Origin of the sequence: Maribellus maritimus (assembly GCF_022267315.1) — a bacterium.
Lineage (GTDB): Bacteria > Bacteroidota > Bacteroidia > Bacteroidales > Prolixibacteraceae > Draconibacterium > Draconibacterium maritimum.
Genome location: NZ_JAIKLE010000009.1, coordinates 53,881 through 74,037, shown reverse-complemented (window position 1 = coordinate 74,037; position 20,157 = coordinate 53,881). Strand labels below are relative to the sequence as shown.

15 protein-coding genes and 1 riboswitch are annotated in these 20,157 nt (G+C 37.6%); of the genes, 10 read left to right on the top strand and 5 right to left on the bottom strand.

The window, feature by feature from the left end; translation table 11 throughout:
• The first annotated feature begins 3 nt into the window (after positions 1 to 3).
• Positions 4 to 582, top strand: coding sequence for a DUF2179 domain-containing protein (locus K5G00_RS10090; RefSeq protein WP_238766040.1), 579 nt, complete (start codon positions 4 to 6; stop codon positions 580 to 582).
• A 29-nt stretch (positions 583 to 611) separates the two neighbouring features.
• Here the strand turns inward: K5G00_RS10090 and K5G00_RS10085 are convergent, their stop codons facing one another.
• Positions 612 to 1,688: an NAD(P)H-dependent flavin oxidoreductase gene (locus tag K5G00_RS10085; RefSeq protein ID WP_238766039.1), complete on the bottom strand. Its 1,077-nt coding sequence runs from the start codon at positions 1,686 to 1,688 to the stop codon at positions 612 to 614.
• Between the two features lie 293 nt (positions 1,689 to 1,981).
• On the opposite strand from K5G00_RS10085, the gene K5G00_RS10080 reads away from it, so the two are divergent.
• Positions 1,982 to 3,322, top strand: a complete 1,341-nt coding sequence (locus K5G00_RS10080) for a hypothetical protein (RefSeq protein WP_238766038.1) — start codon at positions 1,982 to 1,984, stop codon at positions 3,320 to 3,322.
• Here the strand turns inward: K5G00_RS10080 and K5G00_RS10075 are convergent.
• Entirely contained in the window at positions 3,319 to 3,954 is a 636-nt protein-coding gene (locus K5G00_RS10075; RefSeq protein ID WP_238766037.1) for a cyclase family protein, read from the bottom strand. The genes K5G00_RS10080 and K5G00_RS10075 overlap by 4 nt on opposite strands.
• A 184-nt stretch (positions 3,955 to 4,138) precedes the next feature.
• Here K5G00_RS10075 and K5G00_RS10070 point away from each other — a divergent pair, with 184 nt between their 5' ends.
• Together K5G00_RS10070 and K5G00_RS10065 are read left to right on the top strand one after the other, a co-directional pair.
• The gene (locus tag K5G00_RS10070) at positions 4,139 to 5,041 is read left to right on the top strand and encodes a fructosamine kinase family protein (protein ID WP_238766036.1); all 903 of its coding nucleotides are present in this window, start codon (positions 4,139 to 4,141) and stop codon (positions 5,039 to 5,041) included.
• A gap of 81 nt (positions 5,042 to 5,122) precedes the next feature.
• Entirely contained in the window at positions 5,123 to 6,265 is a 1,143-nt protein-coding gene (locus tag K5G00_RS10065; RefSeq protein WP_238766035.1) for a pyridoxal phosphate-dependent aminotransferase, read from the top strand.
• A gap of 4 nt (positions 6,266 to 6,269) precedes the next feature.
• Here K5G00_RS10065 and K5G00_RS10060 read toward each other — a convergent pair whose 3' ends face one another.
• Positions 6,270 to 6,782, bottom strand: a complete 513-nt coding sequence (locus K5G00_RS10060) for a nitroreductase family protein (protein WP_238766034.1) — start codon at positions 6,780 to 6,782, stop codon at positions 6,270 to 6,272.
• Positions 6,783 to 7,043: 261 nt separating this feature from the next.
• Here K5G00_RS10060 and K5G00_RS10055 point away from each other — a divergent pair, with 261 nt between their 5' ends.
• Positions 7,044 to 7,514, top strand: a complete 471-nt coding sequence (locus K5G00_RS10055; protein WP_238766033.1) for a hypothetical protein — start codon at positions 7,044 to 7,046, stop codon at positions 7,512 to 7,514.
• Positions 7,515 to 7,565: 51 nt separating this feature from the next.
• Here K5G00_RS10055 and K5G00_RS10050 read toward each other — a convergent pair whose 3' ends face one another.
• Entirely contained in the window at positions 7,566 to 7,757 is a 192-nt protein-coding gene (locus K5G00_RS10050) for a hypothetical protein (protein ID WP_238766032.1), read from the bottom strand.
• A 230-nt stretch (positions 7,758 to 7,987) separates the two neighbouring features.
• Between K5G00_RS10050 and secA the strand changes: the two genes are divergently transcribed.
• Both secA and lgt read left to right on the top strand, forming a co-directional pair.
• Positions 7,988 to 11,308, top strand: a complete 3,321-nt coding sequence (gene secA / locus K5G00_RS10045) for a preprotein translocase subunit SecA (protein WP_238766031.1) — start codon at positions 7,988 to 7,990, stop codon at positions 11,306 to 11,308.
• A gap of 23 nt (positions 11,309 to 11,331) precedes the next feature.
• Positions 11,332 to 12,147 (top strand): prolipoprotein diacylglyceryl transferase, encoded by an 816-nt coding sequence (lgt, locus tag K5G00_RS10040; RefSeq protein WP_238766030.1) that lies wholly within the window; start codon positions 11,332 to 11,334, stop codon positions 12,145 to 12,147.
• A 7-nt stretch (positions 12,148 to 12,154) separates the two neighbouring features.
• On the opposite strand, the gene K5G00_RS10035 is transcribed toward lgt, so the two are convergent.
• The gene (locus K5G00_RS10035) at positions 12,155 to 14,485 is read right to left on the bottom strand and encodes a TonB-dependent receptor (RefSeq protein ID WP_238766029.1); all 2,331 of its coding nucleotides are present in this window, start codon (positions 14,483 to 14,485) and stop codon (positions 12,155 to 12,157) included.
• Positions 14,486 to 14,555: 70 nt separating this feature from the next.
• Positions 14,556 to 14,735, top strand: a riboswitch (cobalamin riboswitch).
• Positions 14,736 to 14,803: 68 nt separating this feature from the next.
• Between K5G00_RS10035 and K5G00_RS10030 the strand changes: the two genes are divergently transcribed.
• From K5G00_RS10030 to K5G00_RS10020, 3 genes are read left to right on the top strand one after another with little or no spacing between them, the layout of a single operon-like run.
• Positions 14,804 to 17,149 carry a T9SS type A sorting domain-containing protein gene (locus K5G00_RS10030; RefSeq protein ID WP_238766028.1) on the top strand — a complete coding sequence of 782 codons (2,346 nt, stop codon included), beginning with the start codon at positions 14,804 to 14,806 and terminating at the stop codon, positions 17,147 to 17,149.
• Positions 17,149 to 19,107, top strand: coding sequence for a TonB-dependent receptor plug domain-containing protein (locus K5G00_RS10025; RefSeq protein WP_238766027.1), 1,959 nt, complete (start codon positions 17,149 to 17,151; stop codon positions 19,105 to 19,107). Before K5G00_RS10030 ends, K5G00_RS10025 begins: the two co-directional genes overlap by 1 nt.
• The gene (locus K5G00_RS10020; protein WP_238766026.1) at positions 19,104 to 20,150 is read left to right on the top strand and encodes a YncE family protein; all 1,047 of its coding nucleotides are present in this window, start codon (positions 19,104 to 19,106) and stop codon (positions 20,148 to 20,150) included. Before K5G00_RS10025 ends, K5G00_RS10020 begins: the two co-directional genes overlap by 4 nt.
• Positions 20,151 to 20,157 lie beyond the last annotated feature (7 nt).

The window sequence follows — 20,157 nt, the reverse complement described above, 5'->3', positions numbered from 1 at the left end:
AAAATGATCATTCTTGATACTTTCTATGACAGTTCGACTTTTACTTATTTTGTGCTTCCTTTTCTGATTTTCCTGTCACGAATTTTTGATGTTACAATTGGAACCATTCGTATTGTTATGGTTTCAAAAGGCCAGAAATCATGGGCACCTTTTTTAGGTTTTTTTGAAGTATTTATTTGGCTGGTTGCTATTTCTAAAATATTTCAGGATTTAGACAACTGGGCTTGTTATTTTGCTTATGCGGGAGGTTTTGCCACCGGGAATTATATCGGTTTGATAATTGAAGAGAAACTTGCCGTTGGAATTGTAAAAATTCAGATTATAACACGAAAAGAAGCTGCCAGCTTAATAAGCAATTTAAAAGGAGCCGGGTACGGAATTACACATCACAGTGCACAGGGAGGCTCTGAAAGTGTAAGCATTATTTACAGCATCATTAAACGAACAGAAATTCAAAAGGTAGAGCGGATTGTAAAAGAAACCAATCCAAATGCTTTTTATTCCATAGAGGATGTAAAATCAGTTAGTCGCGGAGTGTATCATCCTAAACCGGTTCGCCGCCGCATCCGAAAAGGAAAATAAAAAAGACGGCTTTTACCGTCTTCCTATTCTTATTTAACCGATATCGCCTCTTTAAATTCTTTTATTATTGAATCAAAAGTTTCTTTTACGGAAATTATTTTGGATGATCTGAATGCATTCGAACCTGCAAAAGCGTATCCACCGTTAAAGTTTCCTTTCATAGCACTCATTAAAGCTGCGAAAATGCAATAGGGTGTTTTTTCAAAATTGCAGGTTTTCAGACATTTATAAGGGCATTTTACCGGTTTCTTTTCTCCGCGGTTAATTTTTTCAATAAATTCATTCCTTATGGCTCTTCCCGGCAATCCAACCGGACTTTGAATGATTTCCATATCCTCTTCCTTTGAATCGATGTAGGTTTGTTTAAACGCCTGTGAAGCGTCGCATTCATCGGTTGTTACAAACCGTGTTCCCATTTGCACCCCCGATGCACCTAAATCCATAATTTTTTTGATGTCGGAGCCGGTATATATTCCACCGGCAGCTATTACCGGTATATTTTTATTGTATTTCTCCTCAAAGGGTTTTACATGACTAACAACTTCAGGAACCAGTTTTTCAAGAGCAAAATCAGGATTATCCAGTTGTTCGCGTTTGAAACCTAAATGCCCGCCGGCTTTTGGACCTTCAACAACAAAAGCATCAGGCAAATAATCATAAAGTTGTTTCCACTTTTTACATAAAATTTCGGCTGCTCTTCCGGAAGAAACAATAGGAACCAATTTGGTTTTTGAACCCTTTGTCAAAAATTCCGGTAAGTTCATTGGCAAGCCTGCACCGGAAAAAATAATATCCACTTTTTCCGAAATAGCCGTTTTTACCATATCCGAAAAATTGGTCAGTGCTACCATAATATTTACACCTATAATTCCATTTGTTTTTTCCTTCGCCGTTTGAATTTCTCTTTTTAATGCCCGGATATTTGCTTCAATAAAATCGCGAGCGTAGTCCTTTTCAAACATTCCTATTCCAACGGCAGCTATTACGCCAACTCCTCCTTCATTTGCGACTGCTGCAGCAAGCTTTGACATTGATATGCCAATTCCCATACCTCCCTGTATAATCGGAAGTTTAATGCTTAAATCTCCAATATTTAAAACTTTCATTTTTAGTTTTTGATGTGAATTTGGCAAAGATAATTGTAATCATCGCGCGAAATTGACCAATTATTATTTAGACATGATTTAATTACCGGTACGATATATTGTTGTATGTTTATTCTAAAAGTTTGAAAATAAGTTTTTTGAAAGGTTTTTGTGATTTGCTTTCAGTATTCTTTTTTTGAACTTTTAAACCATATTTTCAGGTTTTCAGCGCATATTTTTTTAAAAATATTTTTAACAAGGATTGTAGTCAAGCTCATTTTTATTTAACTTACAAAACATAACTTTTTGAAATTATGAAAACCAGTCGGCGTAGTTTTTTAAATACTACAGTAAAAGCAGGGGCAGCGATGGCAGTTGTTCCCGGAATTAGCTTTTCGCAGCAAAAATCTGTCAATATCGAAGTTGTTAATCCTAGAAATCGCGTACCAGTAAGTCTGATTATAGATGATTCTACTACACTTGTAAACATGGCTTATTACGGAATTCCGCAATTTGCTGAGGTTTTCCCTGAAAATTACAAACAGAACTGGAGAAAGCTGCCGCATGAAATTCCGGATAGTTTTGTTCGCGAGTTCGGTGAATGGGCGATAGAGAATGGCGTGAAAGGAAAATACAGCATCGTTCCCTATCCGGCGTGTACAGGGTGGGTGAGTCGATTTATTCCAGGATGGACCGAAAGAGAACTGCAGAATAGTCTTAATCTTGTTCGCGAGATTATTATGCCCAATTGGGATATTCACCCTGAAATGGTTAGCCATACCCGGGTGATTGATATTAAAACCGGAAAACCTTTTCCGCATGCAACGCCTGAATACATGGAAAACTGGGAGTGGAGCCAAAATAAAAGTGCTGATGAGTTGGGAGCATATCACGCATATGCGTTAAATATTTTAAAGGAAGCAGGATTGCCTTGTGAGGGAATAACAACTCCAGGTGGGTATGCCGGACGGAATCAGGATAATCTCGCATTGGGAACTTTACAAGCAGTTCGCGATGTTTATAGCGCTGAAATTCCACATTATTTTAGGGATTTGTATACAGAAAAGGATAAAAGTGTTGCCCCGCAAGTAAGATTTCCTTCCGATTTAGATACAGACGATCCTAAATGTGTGGTTTCAATTTTGGGGTGTACCGGAGACTGGTTTGGCGGCTGGGATGGATTGGTACCCGGCGATGTGAATAAATTTATTACACCCGATTTACAACAGGGAAGGATGGTTGAGGTTATTGATTCAGGAGAGCCCGCTGTTATGGTTTGTCACTGGCCCGGAATTTATTACAATGGCGAAAAAGTTGGATTTAATATTTTAAAACAGGTGGTGCATCGGTTGAATCAAAAATACGACCATTTAATTTGGATGAAACTTGCGGAGATTTCGCGTTATTGGGCAGCAAAAGAATTAACAACTATTGAGGCTGACAAAAAGACTATCCGTTTAAAAGCACCTTTTGCCGCCAACGATTTTACGATAAAAGTAAACGGTCGGGTTCGTAAGGTTAAAATCAACAATCAGATCGTTTTAAATCAGGTTTCGAAAAAAAATGAAATAAAAACAAACTCATTTTATTCCGATAATTCTGAGTCTCTTTTGTGTTTTAATCTAGAAAAGGGAGTTACAGAAATATCTGTCTAATCAACTCTGAATATTGCCCGAACAGGAGAACCATCTGCTTTTTCATATTTTAAAGGAAAGCAGGAAAATTCTCCTGTAGCTTCTTTTAGGCTTTCAGGAAAAACAAGGTTTTCAATAATAATCAAACCTTTTTCAAAAATGGAATAGTGATTTTTGTAATCGTTGCTTTCCATCGGGTCAACGGAAATGACATCAAAACCAATACCTTTTAATTTAAAAGAAAGCAAATATTCCGTCGCTTCTGAATTCAAAACAGGGAATCTGCCAAAATATTCCTCTTTGCCCCAATAGCGGCTCCATCCCGTTTTGAAAAGTACAAAATCGGTTTTGGAAATCGATTTTTTGTAATTCACCAGAATATCTTTCCCAATAAATTGAACGTCAGATGAAACAGAAATAATCAATGCTTGTCCTAAAAAAGAATCAACATTCATTTCATTCAGAAAAAGGCCATCTTTTAACATGTGGGCAGGAGCATCAATATGCGTTCCCAAATGCGAGTGAAATCTGAAATGGGTTTCACGATAGCCATTTTTTTCAATAGTTGCAGCGGCAGTAAATTGAGGTGAAGAGATTCCCGGATAGACAGGACTTTCATTATTCAATCGATGTGTTAAATCGTAAAGTTTCATTCACAGGTTTTTGTTCAAAACTAATTATCTTTTATGGGTTTGTAAAAAAATTATAAGATAGTTTACTCAACAAAAAGAGAAAACAAACGGCTATCCGAAAATAATAAGGAAATAATGATATAAGAAGATCCGTTTTTGCCTGTTTTTATTTTATCTTTTAACCTTATAATATTAACAGGTTGTTATGAGTTTGTTTCAAAACAAATCTTTGAGGATTGAGGAAGAAGTAGAAAAAGCGCTAAGTAAAAAATTTGAAAAGAATGTTAAAATTCAATCTTCCGGCTCTTTGGGAGGAGGATGTATCAATCATGCATCGAAAATAAAAACAAATGTGGGTGAGTTTTTTTTGAAGTGGAACGCAAACTGTGCTGCAGATATTTTTTTGCGCGAGGCTGAAAGTCTAAAAGAGCTAAATAAAGTGGCGAATGAGGAAATACTTGTTCCGGAAGTTTTTGCCTCAAAAATGGTGGATAATACCCCTGGATTTTTGGTACAGGAATTTTTACCGCCAAGATATTCAAAAGCGGGTGACGACGAGAAACTGGGAGCGGGGTTGGCTGTCATTCATAAATATACCAACAAAAATAATGGTTTTTACAACGATAATTATTGTGGGGCCACGCAGCAAAATAATCGTTGGAACAAAAACTGGGCTGAGTTTTTTCGCGATAATCGTTTAGGTTTTTTGCTCGAATTGATTCAGGATGAAAGACCTTTACCCGCTTCTGAAATGCAGGCTTATGAAAAGCTATTGACCAGAATTCCCGCGCTGGTACCTGAAGAATCAACACCGGTTTTAATTCATGGCGATTTATGGTCTGGCAATTACATGATTACAGAAAAAGGTCCGGCCTTAATTGATCCGGCCGCATATTATGCCGACCGGGAAATGGAGTTTGCCATTATGACAATGTTTGGTGGTTTTAGTCAGCGTTTTTACGATGCCTACAATTCGGTAAATCCGTTGTTTTCTGACTGGCGAGACAGAAATCAACTTTACCAGTTGTACCATGTGTTGAATCATTATTATTTGTTCGGAGGCGGATACCAAAGCCAGGCATATCAGATTGCCCGTTATTATATATAATAAATCAGGTAAATATGAGAAATGGTATTGCTGAACCATCAATTTCTGCATAATTTAGCTCCCAAAACCAAAAAACGAGCAATGATAACACAAAAGGCAAAAGAGATAAAACCTTTTATTGTAATGGAGGTGATGGAGAAAGCTGCAGAGATGGAGAGAAAAGGAATAAATGTAATTCATCTCGAAGTGGGAGAACCCGATTTTAATGTACCTCAATGTGTTTCTGAAGCTGTAAATCAGGCTTATACTGAAGGAAGAACCCACTACACCCACAGTCTGGGAGATCCTGAATTAAGAGAAGAAATTGCAAAAAAATACAAACGGGAATATGATGTTACTGTTTCTCCTGAACAGATTATTGTTACTTCCGGAAGTTCACCTGCAATTTTATTAACACTGGGCGTATTGTGTGAAGCTGATGACGAAGTGATACTTTCCGATCCGGGCTACGCTTGTTATCAGAATTTTATTCGTTTTATAGGGGCAAAAGCTGTTAAGATTCCTGTTTATGAAGAAGATGGTTTTCAATACCGTCCGGAAGAAATTTGTAAAAGAATTTCAGAAAAAACAAAGGCTATTCTGATTAACAGTCCGATGAATCCAACGGGAAATCTGTTATCTCCGGAAGTTATGCAGGATTTGCTTAAGTTTGATGTTCCTGTTATTTCCGATGAAATTTATCACGGACTGGTTTACGAAAATCGTGCTCATTCCATTTTAGAATATTCAAAGGATGCTTTTGTTTTAAATGGATTTTCAAAGTTATATGCTATGACTGGTTTGCGACTGGGGTATGTAATTGCGCCACAAGAATATATTCGCCCCATGCAAAAGTTGCAACAGAATCTTTTTATATGTGCAAGTTCAACCGCTCAGCGAGCAGGAGTTTCTGCCCTTAAAAATGCCGCGATAGAAGTTGAGCAGATGAGAAAAACCTATGACAAGCGTCGGAAATATCTTGTTAACAGGCTTCAGAAAATGGGATTTAATATTTTGGTACCACCAACTGGGGCATTTTACGTTTTTGTAAATGCGAAACATTTGTCAAACAACAGTTACAACCTGGCTTTCCACATTCTCGAAAATGCACATGTTGGAGTTACACCCGGTGTCGATTTTGGTGAAAACGGAGAAGGTTTCCTTCGGTTTTCTTACGCCAATTCTATTGAAAATATAGAAGAGGGGTGTAACCGGCTTGAGAAATATTTAAAAATTAGAATCTAAAAAATCAAAAAGTTTCCCAGTGTGTGATTTCTTCCAGTGTTTTTCTTTTTTTCTGGGGAGCTGAAACATCGGGATATCCGAGCGGTAATATCACAACAGGCTCAATATGTTCAGGAATATTAAATAACTCAGAGCATTTTTTTGCATCAAAATTACAAACCCAGCAGGTTCCTAATCCAATTTCAACAGCTTGCAAAGTCATGTGGTCGACAGCGATTGAAATATCAATATCAGCATAATCTTTTCCATCCAATCTTCTTTTCCATGATTTTGAGTGGTCAGAACATGCAATTATAAGCACCGGAGCGGAGGTTATCCACTCGCGTGGATAAATAGCTTTTATCTTTTTTAAATTTTCGGTTTGCTGAACCACTATAAAATGCCGGGGCTGAAAATTAACAGCCGAAGGAGCCAATTTTCCAGCCTCTAAAATCATGTTTATTTTTGCCGGTTCAATGGCTGTATTTTTTAAACTTCGAACAGAAAAACGGTTTTTTATCAGGTTTTGAAACTCCATTTTAAGACTTTTTTGTATTTTATTAAATTTTATAGTGTAAGCAAAAAGCCAAAAATAATTACAATCTATTATTAAATGGCATTTTTGAGTTTAAATTATTTTTATTAAATCTAAATAATATGAAGAATTAAAATATACAAGATCTTTTCGACAAGTAAACATGTTATTTAGCAGTATAATTAAGTGAAACGACTTTGAGACTTAATCGTCTTATGGATACGAAACAAAACAGAAAACAATAATTAATTAAATTTTAAAGTCATGAAAAAGTTAAGTTTAGTATCCTTTCTAATTATTAGCCTATTTGTTGTATCAGTTTCTGCACATGCTACAGGAATGAGAAAAGAGTTCCGTGATTATGAAATCTCAACAGTTGATGACATTTTTATGAGTAAAAAAATTCAGCAGGTTTGGACAATTAGTTACGATTCAAATGAGTTGCCTGTAACAGTTATGAAACGCAAAACGTTGGAAGGGGTTGAGTATGTGGTTCATTCAAAATATTTTGATGTAAGCTATGCCAGTACTTCAGATGGTTTTGGAGCTAAAGAAATTAGAAATTCATGGAGGCATGTTCCCAAAAAAATCAGCAACGCAGTTTTGAGTAGCGACGAAATGAAACGTCAGGAGATTATTACACCAAACAAAGTTACTGACGAAACAGCATTAGGGCTAATTGCCAGTTACTTACCTATGTTGGTAAACGATGACTACACTCATCTTTTAAATTAAGCAATATTAGACAGCATTTTTGAAACCGCAGGAAACTGCGGTTTTTTTTGTTTAAATACATCCGCATACCAAGCCGTCGGCCAAACTGTCGAGTTGTTCTTCCACTGCCTTTTTTTCTTTATCGCTGCCTTTGCACATATTACATACAGGAAGGAAAACCTCTTTGTTTAATTCTGAATTCTCAGAAGTAACTGCACTATGACAAACAAAACAGGTATTTTTTATATTTTTTATTTCACTCATGGTTTTAAAGCTTTACGAAAGTACAAATTTTGAGTATGAGAATAAATCTCAATTCACCGAACCTCTCTTTTTTGTCACAATCTTAATCTAAAAACGGAAAATATGACCGGTTTTAAGGAATTTATCTTTTTGGCACAATTATTATTATTTTGAATTTATTAGTTTTTTAAGCCTTTACAATTAACTACATTTGCACTGGCATATATTATAATGATTAAACGATTTTAGAAATGGCTTTTGTAACCAAAGTTTTGGGGAAATTACTGGGAAATAAATCAGAAAGAGATATTAAGGAAGTTTCGCCAATCGTAGAAAAGATAAAAGAAGAATACAACCGTATCACAAAGCTTTCAAACGACGATTTACGAAAAGAATCAGACAAACTGAAGCAAATAATTAACGAGAGAATAAAACCTGAAGAGAATGAAATCGCATCGTTAAAAGAAAAAGTTGAAGAGGTTGATATTCAGGAAAGTGAAAAGATATATGAGCAGATTGATAAGATCGAAGAAAAAATTGATGAAAAAATAGAGGAAGTTTTAAATGAAATTCTTCCTACTGCTTTTGCTGTTATTAAAGAAACAGCGAGCCGTTTTAACGATAATGAACAAATTGAAGTAACAGCAAACGACTTTGACAAAGACCTGGCTGCTACACGTAACAGTATAAACATAAAAGGAGATAAAGCCATTTGGGATAACAAATGGATTGCCGGAGGAAGTGAGATTACCTGGAACATGGTTCACTACGATGTGCAGTTAATCGGAGGTGTGGTACTTCACCAGGGAAATATTGCTGAAATGGCAACCGGTGAAGGTAAAACACTTGTTGCAACTTTGCCTGTTTTTTTGAATGCTTTGGCACGTCGGGGAGTTCACGTAGTAACTGTAAATGACTATCTCTCAAAACGTGATGCGGAGTGGATGGGGCCAATTTACGAATTCCACGGTTTAAGTGTAGATTGTATCGACAAACACCAGCCGAACTCAGAAGCGCGAAGAAAAGCATATAACGCTGATGTAACCTTTGGAACCAACAATGAGTTTGGTTTTGATTATCTGCGCGACAATATGGCAATAAATCCTGAAGATCTGGTTCAGCGAAAACACAATTATGCTATCGTCGACGAGGTTGACTCGGTTTTGGTTGATGATGCACGTACACCATTAATTATTTCCGGACCTGTTCCCAAAGGAGAAAATCAACAGTTTGAAGAATTAAAAGATTACGTAGAAAGACTTTATAAAGCTCAGCGCGATTTAGTAGGCCGTATTTTTATTGATGCAAAAAAATTGCTCACAAAAGAAAATGCCAGCGACGAAGAGAAAAAAGAAGGGGGATTATTGCTTTTGCGTGCACACAAAGGTCTTCCTAAAAACAAATCAATAATAAAATTTCTGAGCGAAGAGGGTGTAAAAGGTATACTCCAGAAAACGGAAAACTTCTATATGCAGGAGAACAATAAAAATATGCATATTGTTACCGATCCTCTTTATTTTATCATTGAAGAAAAGCAAAATTCGGTTGAATTGACAGATAAAGGTATTGATCTGATCTCGGCCGGTTTTGATGACCCGGAGTTTTTTGTTCTTCCCGATATGGGAGGTAAAATGGCGGAACTGGAAAATGCTGGGTTGGAAAGAGATGATTTACTGGAAAAAAAAGACAAGCTTTTACAGGATTATTCTGTAAAATCTGAGCGTGTTCATACAATAAATCAGTTATTGAAAGCATATACCATGTTTGAAAAGGATGTGGAGTATGTTGTAATCGACAATAAAGTAAAAATTGTAGACGAGCAAACAGGTCGTATAATGGAGGGACGTCGGTATTCCGACGGTTTACATCAGGCAATTGAGGCAAAAGAAAGGGTTAAAGTTGAGGCAGCAACTCAAACTTTTGCAACAATTACACTTCAGAACTATTTCAGAATGTACCACAAACTGGCCGGTATGACCGGTACAGCAGAAACAGAAGCAGGAGAATTGTGGGATATTTACAAACTGGAGGTAGTTGTTATTCCTACAAACCGGCCAATTATCAGAGATGACAGGGAAGATTTGGTATACAAAACAAAACGTGAAAAATACAATGCGGTAATCGATGAGATTGTAAAGCTGAACGGAGAAGGAAGACCTGCTTTGGTTGGTACAACATCAGTTGAAATCTCGGAGTTGTTGAGCCGAATGTTAAAAATACGCGGTATAAAGCACAACGTTTTGAACGCGAAATTGCATGCGCGTGAAGCTGATATTGTAGCTGAAGCCGGACGTTCAGGTACAGTAACAATTGCAACAAACATGGCAGGTCGTGGAACCGATATCAAACTAACGCCGGAAGTTAAAAAGGCCGGTGGACTGGCAATTATTGGCACAGAGCGGCATGATTCCAGAAGGGTTGACAGGCAGTTGCGAGGACGCGCCGGAAGACAGGGAGACCCGGGCTCTTCGCAGTTCTATGTTTCACTTGAAGATGATTTGATGCGTTTGTTTGGTTCCGATCGGATTTCCGGTGTGATGGATCGTTTGGGTTTGAAGGAAGGTGAGGTGATTCAGCATTCCATGATCTCAAAGTCGATTGAACGGGCGCAGCGTAAGGTGGAAGAAAATAACTTTGGAATCCGTAAACGGTTGCTGGAATATGACGATGTGATGAACTCGCAGCGTGAAGTGATTTACAAAAAACGAAAACATGCACTTTTCGGTGAGCGTTTGGAAGTGGATGTTTTGAACATGATGTACGATTCAGTAGAAGAGCTCGTAAATGAATATTTTGGCTCCGATATGTTTGAGGATTTTAATATGGAACTTTTGAGGCTACTTTCCATTGAATCTCCGGTTACTGAAGACGAGTTCAAAAAGATGAATACCACAGAGATTACCGAAGCAATTTATGAAAAAATGATTGCGGGTTACAACCGGAAGGTTGAAGCCATTTCGAAACAGGCATATCCGGTAATTAAAAATGTATATGAAACCAAATCGCAACAGTATCAGAATATCGTAGTTCCAATTTCAGATGGGAAACGGGTATTCCAGATTATTTGTAACCTTGAAAAAGCCTATCAGAACAAAGGGAAGGAACTGGTAAAATCATATCAGAAACAGATTGTGCTTAGTACCATCGACGAGGCCTGGAAGGAACAGTTGCGAGAAATGGATGATTTAAAACAGTCGGTTCAGAACGCAACCTATGAACAAAAAGATCCACTTTTAATATACAAATTTGAATCGTTTAACCTTTTTAAAGTAATGGTTAACAAGGTCAATAAAGATGTGGTTTCCACATTAATGAAGGGGCAGATTCCGATTCAAAGTCCGGATCAGGTGAGGGAAGCGGAAGCCAGAAAACGAACGGATATGAGCCGGTACAAAACACAAAAATCAGACCTTCCGAATGTGGATAACCCGATGGAGGGAGCAAATACTCAAACTCAGGAAAAGTCGAAACCACAGCCGGTTAAAGTCGAAAAGAGGGTAGGGAGAAATGATCCGTGCCCATGTGGAAGTGGAAAAAAATATAAACAATGTCACGGCCGGACAGGTGCATAAAATCTAAAATCAAAATATAGAAAATGATTCAAATTTTAAGTTTTATCCATTGGAATGCTAATCCGGAGATTTTTCATATCGGGGGACTTTCAGTAAGATGGTACGGATTGTTATTTGCCTCTGGCCTTTTAATTGGGTATTATATTGGAGAATGGATGTTAAAATCGGAAAAAGTACCGCAAAAGTGGATTGAGAGCCTGTTCTTTTACATTATAATCGCAACCATTGTTGGTGCACGTTTGGGTCATGTATTCTTTTACGGGTGGGATTACTATTCACAACATCCGGAAGAAATCATTAAGGTATGGCATGGTGGTTTGGCCAGTCACGGGGGAGCACTTGGAATAATTATTGCCCTTTGGATTCATTCAAGGTTAGTAACAAAACGAACTGTACTTTGGACACTGGACAGAATTGCCGTTCCAACTGCGCTTGTAGGGGCATTTATCCGAACAGGAAATTTGATGAATTCCGAAATCTACGGTGTCCAGACAGAGCTTCCCTGGGGATTTATTTTTGAACGTAACGGCGAATTGGTGGCTAAACATCCTACCCAAATTTATGAGGCGTTGGCCTATGTTATTTCCTTTATAGTTTTGATACTTCTCTATAAAAAAACAAGCGCAAAAAATCGCCCGGGTTTGTTGCTTGGAGCATTTTTCGTGCTGATTTTTATTGCCCGCTTCTTTATCGAGTTTATAAAAGAAGATCAGGAAGCATTTGAAGCCACAATGGCGTTAAATATGGGGCAATGGCTAAGTGTTCCTTTTGTATTGATTGGAGCATTCCTAATTGTAAGGGCAATGAAACTTCCCGAAAAAGTATTTAAGAACGGTTAATAACAGATTAATTATAAATTTTTATTCCTATAAAAAAGTTTCTGGGTTTCGCGGGGCCATAGATGTAACCACTGTCACGGTTTTTACCCGAATCAAAATCATCCTGATATTGATCAAATAAATTTCCTGCTCCGGCAAACAGCTCAATAGAAGAGTCAAGACGAATACTACTAAATGTATAAGAAATTTTCAGGTTGTTTTCAAGAAAAGAGGGCGACTTAAATAGTATATCCTGCTCCGGCGTTCCGGCGTCGTCAGTCAAACCATAATGTGGAACGAACATGGTTCCCGTGTAAATACCGGCCAGAGAAGCTTTGAATTTAGCCCCTGGAGTCCAGGTAAAGGTATAATAACCATAGGTTTCCGGAGTTCTTAAATAGTCTTTTGTCCCCGGCAATTCTTCCGACCAGGCTACAATATCTTCGTATTGACTTTTCTGTAGGGTCAAACCACCTTCCAGCTGGATTTTACGGTTATAATTGGCACGCAACTCAAGCGTAATACCACGAACATTGCTTTGTCCTCCGTTTCGTTTTTCCATTATTGAATTTCCATCTTCAGTGGTACCAATTTCTTCCAGAATAAAAGCATCATTTAAGCGGGTATAAAAACCTTCTATAGTAAAGCCAAAAATATGTTTCTCCGTTGGCTTGTCCCAATTTAATGAAGCGCTCCAGCTTTGTGATTTTTCTTCTTTTAAATCATCAGAAAGCTGAATCGTTTGAATACCACCACCGGCAAAAGCAATATGCATATCGGCATCAAATGCTTGCGGCGCACGGAAGCCAGTTGACCAGGAAAGTCTCAACTGCGCATCTGTATTTGGTTTATATAAAAATGAAATCCGGGGATTCAGGATAAGATTTTTAACAAAATTATGTTTGTCGGCACGAACACCGGTTAACAATGTTGTTTTGGCTGTGAGCGACCAGTCACTTTGTAGAAAGCTTCCAAAGTTTCGGGCATTTTGGTCAATAAGGTAATTGTACGCCTCAATTTCGTCCCAAACATCATCTACCTTGTATTCCGCTCCAAAAGTGATGTTGTTTGAACCTTTTATAAAGTTATGTATCAAATGATTGACCTGTCCGCCAAATTGTACGGTATAATTTATTGAACTTCCGTAAGGAGGATTAAAATTGTATTTAGTTAGTTTCTCACTGTCATCTGGCGCTATTCCTGTAAAATGTTTACGGCCCGTATATTGTCCGGCTGAATAAAGTGAAAAACTGGTTTGGTTGTTATCGCTGATATAATCGTAATTGATTCCTCCCATCAGTACGTTATGTGTTCTCTCTTCGGATTGTGTTGCCAGGTAAGCTGGTTTATCCACCATTTCACCTCCGTATCTGTATTCGTACATACTTGAAAAATTGGCCTCCAGTTTTTGATTTTCATCCAAATTAAAAAAAGAATTTAAGCCAAAGGAATTATTCTCCAGTTTGGGCATTTCAGAAAAATTGTCCCCGTTGTGATCATACATGTCTCTTTTGCGGTAAGATGTGTAAAGAGCAACACCGGCATTTCTTTTCTGCGACAATGCAGTTAGTGTTCCATGAACCGACAGATCAGCCGCATCTTCTCCCACAACAGAAGCATTGGTGGTTATTTCATATGAATTTCGTTGTGGCATCCGTGTAATGATATTTACAGTCCCGCCGATAGCGCTGGAACCGTACAACGCAGAGCCGCCACCGCGTACGACTTCTATTCGCTCTACCATTTCTGATGGCATTTGTTCCAATCCGTACAAACCGGTTAAAGGACTGAAAACGGCACGACTGTTGACCAGAATCTGGCTGTAAGCACCACCCAGACCATTCATTCTGAGTTGTGAATAGTTACAGGTTTGACAATCGGTTTCCATACGCAATCCCGGCTGGAAATTTAATGACTCAGAAACTGTTTGTGCTGCAATATTTTCAATAGATTTTGCATCCAATACATTTACAATTACAGCGTTATCAGTCTGTCTTTTAAATGTTTTGGTTCCGGTGATTACAACTTCATCCACACGAATAAATTCCTCTTCCAGATCGAATTTTATTTCAAGTGTTTCGTCGGCTTTTAACTCAATTTCTTTTTGAGCGGTTTTATAACCAACCATTTTGGCTACCAATGTATATTTTCCAACCGGGAGGTCTACCATCATGTAATGACCTGTAACATCGGTAGTTGTACCGTAGTTTGTTCGGTCAAGATAAATATTTACAAAAGGAAGATGCTCACCATTCGATACCACGTGGCCGGTGATTACCGCATCGCTGTTTACTTGCGCTTTAACTGTGCTGCTGATATGTAACGTAATCAGGATAATATAGAGTATACTCTTTTTCATTTTGATTGATTTAATTTTAAAATTGTAAAGATACATATTATTTAGAATCATTCTTAATAATTTATATATAACTTTGCAGACGAAAAATGGTTCATTAAAAATGTAAAAAGGGAATCCGGTGAAAAACCGGAGCTGTGCCCGCAGCTGTAAGCTCATAATTTTTCGGCATTATCCACTGTTTAACTCAAATGAACGGGAAGGAGCGGAAAAAAGAGTAAGCCAGAAGACCTGCCATTTTCAAAAAAATGCTTTCGGGAATAAAAGCGACGGTTCAATACCTGAAGTTTTATTTCCCCATGGTTTTAAAAACAAAGGGGAATGAAAAAAATAAAATTATTGTATGCAATTCTTGGGATACCCTATTTTGCCATTTCGCAAAATGTAGTCAACCGGGTAATGGAATATAAACCAGCGCCGGGACAACACATTAACATTGAGTCTATCGGGACACCACAGGCTGCTGAAAATATGCCTGCAGAAGGAACCAACATGGTTTCGTTGGGCAGCTTTGGCGGAACTATTGTGGTGGGGTTTAAAGAGGCCTGTGTAAATGATCCTGAAAATCCATACGGAATTGACTTTACCATTTTTGGAAATGCTTTTAGCGGTTCATCGGAGCCAGGTGTGGTGTGGGTAATGAAAGATAAAAATAAAAACGGAATAGCAGATGACACCTGGTATGAAATAAAAGGCAGCCAGCATTTTCATTCGGGAACCAGAACTGATTACGGTATTACTTATTTTAAAACCACAACGCGTAATATTTTTTGGAAGGACAATCTGGGTGATACCGGAACTTTGAAAGCAAATAGCTATAATACGCAGGAATATTACCCAACAAGCATTTTTTTTCCAGGTTATCCACAGGATTCAGTTACTTTTAAAGGCACATTACTCGCACCTGCAGTTGACAGTTCAAATCCTCTACAATACGTTACAGAAGCTCTGGATTTTGGGTATGCCGATGTTCATGCAAGAAAACAGGGAGTAGACTTAAGCATTCCGGACAATCCGTATACAAATGAAACTGAGGGTGCTGGTGGAGACCCCATAGATATTTCGTGGGCAGTTGATGACCATGGAAATTATGTGGATTTGGACTCCATTCATTTTGTAAAAATAACAACAGGCAATCTTGCCAGTGTAGGCTGGCTGGGCGAAATTTCTACTGATGTGGCTTACCTTGTTGATGTAGATGCAAATGCAGAAATGTCGGGTGACAGTGAACTGTTGGTTGTGTTTCATCATAAATCAAAAATAGTTGTCGGCGAAACATTACAACTTGAGGCTGCATTTTTTCAGAATGGGAAATTAGAAGAGTCAACTTTTTCGTTTATATCACAAAATCAGGAAGTGGCTACAGTTAACTCTCTAGGAGTTTTAAACGCTGAAAATATCGGAATGACAGAGATTCTTGTTTCCTCAAACGGCAAGGCTAAAACCACCAAAATAAATGTAGTTGCTCCTGATTCGATTGAGATCTTATCCGATTTATCATCGGTATATATTGGTGATACGGTGCTACTTGCTGCCAATGTTTTCGATAATAACAAAGATAAACTGGAAGCTGAAATTCAATTTGAGTTGGAAACACCGGGAGTCGGTAGTATTATTGAAATCGAAGGAAAAAGTTACTTTGTGGCTTCGCAACAGGGAAATGGTTCCATCACTTTTCGGATGGAGGGGTTTATTCAAAAATCAGTCAGTTTTAAGATATCATCAGAAAGCGACATTATTCATGTATACTTTACAGCAAAAACCGAAACAGAAAATATTATACCGCTGCAAAAAATTGAGGTGAGACTTCCGGATTTAAATGCTTTTGTTGAAAACCGGAACAATGATTTTTCAGGAATTGAACATCATGTATTGGCGCATGCAGTAGTTTCCGGGCTTCAGAAATCTGGTGTCAATTTTGATTTGCGCGATGATGAAAATTCTGGAGGCAAACTTTATTTATATTCTGTTGAGAAAGAAGGCGAATTTACATACGGTTGGGGCGGAAAAACAGCTCCGGTTGCCTTTGCAAAGGCTTGGATTGCTCGTGTAAAAGGAAGCCAGTATTTAAATGATTTTGATAAAGTTGATATTGCAGATGGTGACACCATTGTGCTGTATCACATTTCAGAAATTATTAATCCCTGGAATTTTACTCAAATGAATGTGAATAAAGACTCGGCCAGTATAAACGATGAAGTTGAAGTAACACTGCAAAAAGCCGCATGCACATTTTCAGATGGGGTGATTACGGAAACCGAATTGGTTCCTGTTTATAACCAGGAAATTTTTACTTGGGAAACAAACTATTTTTCAGATGAATCAGGAAAAGCAGTTGTTCTTATTTCTTCCTCGCCTCCGCTAACGATTTATTCAGAAACAGATGCAGTTTTGATATCTGAGAAAATAATTACTTCGAACCGGAGTTTTGCTGATTTGAAAACACAGATATTCCCAAATCCCGTTGATAGTAAATTGATTGTCAATGGAAAAAACTTGGCTGGTGCACAAATGTATATCTTTGATATGAATGGTAAAAATATATGGTCAGAATCGGCTTTTACAACTAGCAAAAATATTGATGTTCAGTATTTTAATCCCGGAATTTATATGTTGAAAATTGTTAAAAAATCGAAGGTTAAAACATTTAAATTCATTAAAAAGTAATGAGAATTAAACTTCTGATATTCAGTTTTTTAATATTGGTTTTTACAACTGTAGAAGCGCAGAATCTGACCGATACCATTCATATTGAAGAAGTAAAAGTACTCGCCAAACGAAAAGTGGAAGAAGCCGGATTAAAACTAACTCGTCCTGATTCGATGGCAAGGATCGCAACTTTAACTACTTCTCTTTCTGAATTAATTTCGGAGTACACTCCGGTTTTTATAAAGTCGTACGGGCGCGGTTCATCAGCAACAGCAAGTTTTCGGGGAACTGCCGCCACACACACACAGGTATTATGGAATGGTATGAACCTGAATTCTCCAATGAACGGAATTGCAGATTTATCGTTGCTGCCTGTTTTTTTTGCCGATGACGTCTACCTGCTTCACGGAGGGAGTTCTATGGCCGAAAGCAGCGGGGCGCTTGGTGGAAGTATTCATTTAAACAACCAAATAAACTGGGATACAAACCTGGAATTGGCCGGATTGTTTGAAACAAGCTCTTTTCAAACGCGAAAAACATTCGTAAAGGTTTTGCTTGGCGGTGGTCGTTTAAAATCAAGTACCCGCTTGTTTTACGAAGGTTCTGAAAATAATTTCCCGTATTATAACCATGGCGTTATTCCACAACGGAATGACACTTTAGAAAATGCGGATTACTCAAAAGGCGGTATTCTGCAGGAATTTTATTACCGGTCATTTAACAGCGAAATAATGTCTCTACGCATATGGTTTCAAAAAAGCGACAGAAATTTGCCTCAATTAATGTCATACGAAGGTAGCGAGAGGGAAGAATATCAAAAAGACGATCAACTTCGGGTTCAGTACGATATAAAAAAGTATACTGATAAATTTAATTATCATTTTTTTACAGGATTAAATTCGACAATACTCAATTATTACCGGGCAACGCCTGAATTTAATTTTGTTAATGAAAATTCTAAAAGTAAAGAAAAAGGCTTTCAAAATCATCTCAGGATTTTTAGAGAATTTAATGAGAAAACCTATGCTACAGTTAGTGCAGATATAAATTATTACGAAGTACAAATTAATAACAAAATAGCTGGCGAAGGCTACAAAAAGGAACGTTTCGAAACCAGTCTTCTCTTTAATTGGCACATGAAACCATCCGATCGTTTTGCTGCTTTTATGTTGATGCGCTCTGAAAATTATGACAACCATGTAGAACCCTTTATTCCGAGTGCTGGTTTTGAGTGGCAGGTAACAAAAAGATGGCCATTGTTGTTAAAATCAAATGTAGCACGAAATTACCACAAACCCACTTTAAATGATTTGTTTTGGTTGCCCGGTGGAAACCCCGACCTTTTGCCGGAAGACGGCTACACCGGTGACTTGTCGTTATCCTGGCAAACAGAAAACAGCCACTTTTCATTTGATAATGAAATAACCGGTTTTGTTTCTTTTATTGATAATTGGATTGTTTGGCAACCTTCGCAAAGTGGTGCATATTATTGGGAAGCAAACAATGTAAAAGAAGTTTTGTCGAGAGGGGCGGAGTACCGGTTCTCAGCAGACAAAAATTTGAGACACTTCAAATTAAAATCGGGAGGAAACTATTCTTTCACACATACTACAAATCAAAATGCGATGCGTTCGGTTGACAAATCGCGCGGAAAACAGCTGATATACATTCCCAAACATAAAGGAAATCTTTTCGCCGCCGCTTCAGTTAAAAATTTTACATTAAAATTTGATGTGGAATACACAGGAAAAAGATATACCAATTCAAGCAATGAAGAGTCTGAGTTCGAGCGGGTTTTAAATCCGTACTGGCTAAGCAAGGTTTCGTTGGATAAAATATTGGAAATAAATTCTTTTCGTATGAATATAAAATTTACAGCAGAAAATCTTTTTAATGAAGACTACCAAAGTATTTTATGGCGCCCCATGCCTGGCCGGTATTATTCTTTTTCAATGGCTTTGAACTATAAAAAATGATTCGAAAAATAGCTTACATATTATTTACGATCCTTTTCCTGGCAGCGTGTACTGACGAGCCGGTCGAAACTGTGTTTTTTGATCTTGATACTGAAAACGGAGTATTTATAAGTTGTGAAGGAAATTTTATGTACGGAAATGCTTCGCTTTCATTTTACAATTATAAAACAAAAAGCGTTCAAAATGATTTATTTTATGCCCGCAATAATGTCCCGCTGGGTGACGTGGCACAGTCGATGTATTTAAACGGAAATTCGTTGTTTCTTGTGGCCAATAATTCCGGAAAGATATATGTGATAGATCCCAAAACAGCAGCGTTTAAAGGGGCAATAACCGGATTGACTTCACCACGTTATATTCTTTTTATCACGGAAGAGAAAGCTTATATTTCTGATTTGTATGCTCACCATATTACTGTTTTTAATCCTTCAACATTAGAAAAAACAGGGCAAATTGATCTTTCAGAGGAACATACTTCAGAACAAATGGCAAAAGTTGGAAATTACGTATACATCTCCAGCTGGTCGTACGACAATAAAATTCTGGTTATAGATTCTGAAAAAGATGAATTGATTGACGAAATAGAGGTACCGCTTCAGCCCAAAGATTTAAAAGTGGATAAAAACGGGAAACTATGGATTTTTTCTGATGGCGGTTTTGAAGGTTCATCAGCGGGAAATGAACAGCCTGCATTAACAAGGGTCGATCCTGAGACTTTTACGGTTGAAAAGATTCTTCGATTTGAAGACGACTCTAATCCTTACGATTTGGAACTGAATAACACCCAAGACACATTGTATTTTATAAACCAGGGAGTTTGTAAAATGGCTGTTGAAAGTAAAACTTTGCCCGATTCTGCGTTTATTTCAGGTGCGGATAAACTTTTTTACAGTCTGGGACTGAACCCTAATAACAACGAGATTTATGTTTCCGATGCAATAGATTATACTCAGGATGCAATTATTTACCGGTATTCTCAATCAGGAGTTTTAAACGACTCTTTTAAGGTTGGGGTAAATCCGTCTGATTTTTTGTTCAGGTGAATCAGGT